Origin of the sequence: Streptomyces mutabilis (genome assembly GCF_014649815.1) — a bacterium.
Taxonomy (GTDB): Bacteria; Actinomycetota; Actinomycetes; order Streptomycetales; family Streptomycetaceae; genus Streptomyces; species Streptomyces mutabilis.
The window spans coordinates 1-5,505 of sequence record NZ_BMTT01000049.1; the positions used below are offsets into that span (position 1 = coordinate 1).

Here is a 5,505-nt window from a genome sequence, read left to right on the forward strand (position 1 = left end):
TCCCACGCCAGGCACTGCTCCACCGACCAGCCGGCCATCTCCGCACGCCGGCCCGGACCCGCCTTCACCTCAACCACAGCCACCTCGGCAAGTTCGTCGACCGGCGCGTCCATCTGCGCGTCCGTTGTTTCCTTCACGTGCGTTTCCTCAGGGGCCAGCCCGCGGAGCCGGAGCACGACCGTGCCGTCCGCGGTGCACAGGGCGATGTCCAGGAGCGGACCGTGGTCGCCTGTGCGGGTGTCGACGACCGCCCAGGCCGGTGGCTGCGCAGTCGGGACGAGGACCGCCTCGTCCGCCGTCAGACGACCGGCGAGGCCGATGTCACCGGCGGTGAGGCCGGTCTCCAGCGCGTGCACGAGGACCTCACCGAGGTGCTGGTCCCCGCTGTCCGGGGCGTCCAGCTCGATCAGCCGGCACCGCTCGTGCTCTCGCAGCGCGGTGAGGTCGAGCCGCTCCGGGCCGGCCGCCGCCAGGACCGTCGCGGTGCCCGTGCCGACCGCCTGCGGCGCGCCCGGCCGGGTCGAGCCGGGTTCGGCCGTGCGCACCGTCCACCGCACCTCGCCGTCCCGCTCCGGGGCCAGCGTGATGTGTACGGTGTGCTTCCCGTCTGCGGGTGCCTGCCAGGTGAGGTCCCGCAGCCGTACGGCGTCACTGCCGTAGTCGGCCGTGGGGGTGGCGAGCACCACCGCGGCGCGCGCCATCTCCAGCGCGGCGGCCGCGGTGAGCGCGGCACCGTCGAGTACGGAGGTGAAGCGCTGGCCGGCCAGGTCCGAGGTGTTGTCGTGGACGAGGGGATGCAGCGGGGCCGCTCCCCCGCCGGGCGCACCGACCGCGGCGGCCGGCAGCCAGTGGGACTCCTCGGCGAACGGGTAGGTCGGCAGGCTGATCCGGCCGGGCCGGTCCGCTGTACCCGCGTACAGCCGTGCCCAGTCGACGTCGGCACCGAGGGCCCAGGCCCGCACCAGGGAGTCGGTGCGGCCCTCGGCGAGCCAGGTCTCCACCAGGGCGCCGACGTCGTCGCCTCCCGTGAGCAGGGCGAGTTCCGCTTCGCTCGCGCCCCGCCTGCCGGTGTGGACGTCCTCACGGTCGGCGAGCTTGCGCGCTGCCTCGTCGAGGGACCCGGCGAGCAGCGCCAGCCGGTACGGCATGGCCTCGCGTCCCGTCTGGAGGGTGTGGGCGAGGGCCGGCAGGTCCGCGTCGTCGAGGCGGTCGTCGCGCAGGACGGCCAGCAGCCGCTCGGCGGAGCGCTCGAGCTGTTCCTCACCCTTGGCGGACAGCACGATCGCGACCCGCCCCTCCGGCCGGGACCGCCCGCAGGTGCCGTTCCGCGCGGCCACGTACTCCTCGACGACGAGGTGCGCGTTGGAGCCGCCCGCGCCGAACGAGGACAGCGCGGCGACAAGCGGCTGCTCGCGCTGCTCGCCCTCGACGTCCAGCACCGGGCGGCGCCACTCGGCGACGGTTCGCTGGACCGTGAAGGGGGTGGCGTCGAAGTCGATGTACGGGTTGAGGTCGTCGGCGTGCAGGGACGGGACCAGGGTCCCGTGCCGCATCTGCAACAGGATCTTGGTCAGTCCGGCGATGCCGGCCGCGCCCTCGGCGTGCCCGATGTTGGACTTCACCGAGCCGATGGCGCACCGGCTGCCCTCCCCGACCTGGTCGAAGGCCTGGCACAGTCCCCGGATCTCGATGGGGTCGCCCAGCTTGGTGCCGGTGCCGTGCGCCTCGATGTAGCTGATCGCCCGCGGGTCGACGCCGGACTGCTCCAGCGCCCTGGTGACGACCGCCCCCTGTGCGTTGGGGTTGGGCACGGTGTAGCCGTTGGTCCGCCCACCGTGGTTGACGGCCGTTCCCTTGATCACGCCGTATATGTGATCGCCGTCGCGCACCGCCCGCTCCAGCGGCTTGAGGAGGACCGCGCCGACGCCCTCACCGGGGACGTACCCGTCGCCGCCGGCGCCGAAGCTGCGGCACCGGCCGTCGCTGGAGACGAACTTGCCCTGGGAGATCAGCAGGTACTTGTTCGGGTGGAGGGAGAGGTTGACCCCGCCGGCGATCGCCACGTCACACTTGCCCAGCCGCAGGCTCTCGCAGGCGAGGCTGATGGCGGTCAGCGACGACGAGCACATCGTGTCGACCGCCAGGGAGGGCCCCTGGAAGTCGAAGTGGAACGACACTCGGTTGGCGATCGTCGCGAAGTTGCCGGTGATCGCCACCGGGTCGCCCGCCAGCTGCCGTTCCAGTCCGAAGAGCTGGTAGTCCGCCGTGGTGACACCGACGAAGACTCCGGCTCCGCCGGTGCCCCCGTCGAGGTCGCGCGGCGTGTATCCGGCGTCCTGGACGGTCTCGTAGGCGCACTGCAGGAAGAGGCGTTCCTGCGGGTCCATGATCTCGGCCTCGCGGGGCGAGATGTTGAAGAACGTGGGGTCGAAACGGTCGACGCCGTCCAGGAAGCCACCCCAACGGCTGTGGATCCGGCCGCGCCGGGAACGGTCCTCGTCGTAGTAGTAGGAGCGATAGTCCCAGCGCTCCGCCGGGATCTCGGTGACACTGTCGCGTCCGTGGAGCAGGTTCTCCCAGAAGACGTCGAGGTTCGGCGCCTGCGGGTAGCGGCCGGACAGGCCGATCACGGCGATGTCCACCGAGCCCGGGTCGGCGGACGGGCGGGAGTCCGTGGCCCGCTCGCCGACGAACCGGGAGCGCGCCGCGCGCCGTACTACCGCGGGCACGGAGGTGCCGGCCTGCTCCGCGGGGGACGGGCCGGGCTGCCGCGGCCCGGGACCGCCGTCGCCGTCGCCGTCGCCGTCGGCGCCGCCGTCGCTGTCCCCGTGGCCGAAGAGCCGCGCCAGGGTCTCCTGCTCCGACTCCAGGAAGTAGTCGGCGAGTTCGGTGAGGCTGCGGTACTCGAAGAACAGCGTCTTGGGCAGCGTTCCGAAGGAGACCTCCAGTTCCTGGGTGAGCTGGATGACGCTGATCGAGTCGATGCCGTACTGCTCCAGCGGCGTCTCCGCGTCGATCCAGTCGGACTTCAGCTTCATGACCGTGGCCAGCACGTCCACCAGGTGGGCGAGCAGGCGGGTGCGCAGTTGCCGCAGATCCGCCACGGGGGTGGAAGGGGCGGCCTCCCGCGCCACCGGGGCCGGCTCGCCTCCGTCCGGCTCGGGCAGGACGGACAGGCGTCCGGCGAGCGCGTCCCGCAGCCGGGCCTCGTCCCGGAAGGCCAGGCAGAGGGTCTGGGAGGCACCGGAGGCCAGGCTGCGGTGGAGGGCGTCGATGCCGGCCTCGCGCGGAATCGGCACCAGGCCGCTCTGCTCCTCCAGCCGCGCCGCCGCGTGGGCGTCCATGACCATGCCGCCGTCGCGCCACAGACCCCAGTCGACGGACAGGGTGCGCCCGTGTCGTTGTCCCGCCGCGGCCAGCGCCTCGCGGTGTGCCGCGAAGCCGTCCATGAAGGCGTTGCCGAGGGCGTAGTCCGCCTGGCCGGGGTTGCCGAGGCTGCCCGCGGACGAGGCGAAGGACACGAGGAAGTCCAGTTCCAGGCCGGCCGTCGCCTCGTCGAGGGCGACCAGGCCGGTGACCTTGGGCGCGAGGACCTCCCGCAGCTCCCCCGTGGTCTTGCGGATGATGTAGCCGTCCCGGAGGATCCCGGCGCAGTGCAGGATGCCCCGCAGCACGTCCCCGTCCCCGGCGATGCGCTGCACGAGGCCGCTCACCGCGTCGCGATCGGTGACGTCGAGCCGGGCGTACTCCGCACGGGCGCCGAGTGCACGCAGCTCAGCCACCGTCACGTCGATCCGCTCGCCCGGCGCGGAGCGGCCGGTGAGGACGATCCGCGCGCCGGGCGCCCGCTCGGCCAGCTCACGGGCACACACGAGGCCCAGCTCGCCGGCCCCGCCGGTGATCAGGTACGTGCCGTCCGCCCGCCAGGGCAGAGCCACGCCGACGGAATCGTCCAGCTGCCGCCACGCCGCCACCTGCCGACGGCCGTCGCGGTAGCGGACCTGGGCGGGTGTCCCGTGCCCCGCGCGTGCCTCGGACTCGATCCGCTCCCTGGTCCGCTCGGCGTCGGCCGTCTCGTCGGTGAGCAGCAGCTGGGCGGTGAGCTTCGGGTTCTCCAGCCCGGCCGTCTTCAGCAGCCCGCTCAGCCCCGTGTACCAGTCGGGGGCGTCGGCCGCGCACACCACGACCTGGAGCAGTACGTCGCCCTTCGGCCGGCCCAGCAGGATCTGCCGGACCTCGGTGAACAGTTGCTCGGCGAGGGAGGTGAAACGCTCGGCGGCGTCGTCACCGGTGCCGTGCAGCACATGGACACGCACCTGGCCGGCCGCGCCGAACGCGTTCGCCCCGGGCACGTCCGTACCGGGATCGCAGAAGACCACATGGCGCTCGGTCCACGCCGCCGCGCCGGTCACCGCGTCGGGCTCGGCGTCCGTCCACACCGCTTCCAGGACGCCGGTGATGGGCTCCGCCCCGCCGGCCGGCTCCGTCGCCTCCGGGCCGGGAACCGCGGTGATCAGCCCCCGCAACCGAAGGCCGACCTTGCCCGCGTCGTCGCACACGTCGATGTCGAAGCCGTCACCCGCCCTGCGGGCCACCGCCCACACGAGCCGTCCGGTCCCGGCGAAGACCTCGGCCTCGTCCAGCGCGACCGGTGTCCGCGGCTCGCCGCCCGTGGTTCCGAGGGGCGCGCGCAGGGCACCCTCGACGACGCCCGGGTCCAGCACGTACTCCTGACCACCGTCGGCCGTGAGCCGGACCAGCAGCCGCTCCGCGGATCCGGTGCGCACCCGCTCCAGGTCGACGACGGGCGGCTCGGCCCGCTCGACGAGCACCGCGTCGCCCTGACCGTGGACCACGGGGGCGTCCTCGTCGCCGGAGAGGATCTCGAATGCGATCTCGCCGTCCTGCGCGGGGACGAGGGTGATCCGTACGGAGGTGTCCTCGTCGCCCACCACGACGGGCCGCCCGAACAGCACCTGGGTCAGCCGCATGCCGGTCTGTTCGGCATGCCCGCCCCGGGTCGCCCGCTGGACCGCCTCGCGGGCCATCTCCAGACACGCCCCTGCGGGGAGGATCCTGCGCCCGCCGAAGCCGTCGACCAGGAAGGGCTCGTCCGTGGTGAAGACGGAGACGTACCGCTGCTCGCTGAGGTCGGAGGTGTTCTCGTGGACGAGGGGATGCAGCCGCGCGGCCCCTCGGCTCGGCGTGGACCCGGTGGTGTCCGCCCAGTACTCCTCGCGTTCGAAGGGGTAACCGGGCAGGCTCACCTGGGCCGGCGTCCGCTCGAACAACCCCTCGAACCGCGGCTCGTAACCCTGGCAGTACAACTCCGCCAACGCCTGGAGCCGCTCCTGGTACCGGCCCGCGTCCAGCCGGTCCCGCAAGGCATCGGCCACCACATCCCGAAGGAACAGATTCGGCGTGAAGTCCCTTGCGACCGTGCCCGAGCGCACCATCAGCGGCCGTTCACCGGCCGCCGCCTCACGCAGCAACCGCACCGCGTCC

1 protein-coding gene is annotated in these 5,505 nt (G+C 73.1%); it reads right to left on the reverse strand.

The features are described 5' to 3' along the window. Positions 1-5,505, reverse strand: a 5,505-nt coding sequence (locus IE142_RS34355; RefSeq protein WP_191889368.1) for an SDR family NAD(P)-dependent oxidoreductase, incomplete at both ends; no start/stop codon positions are given.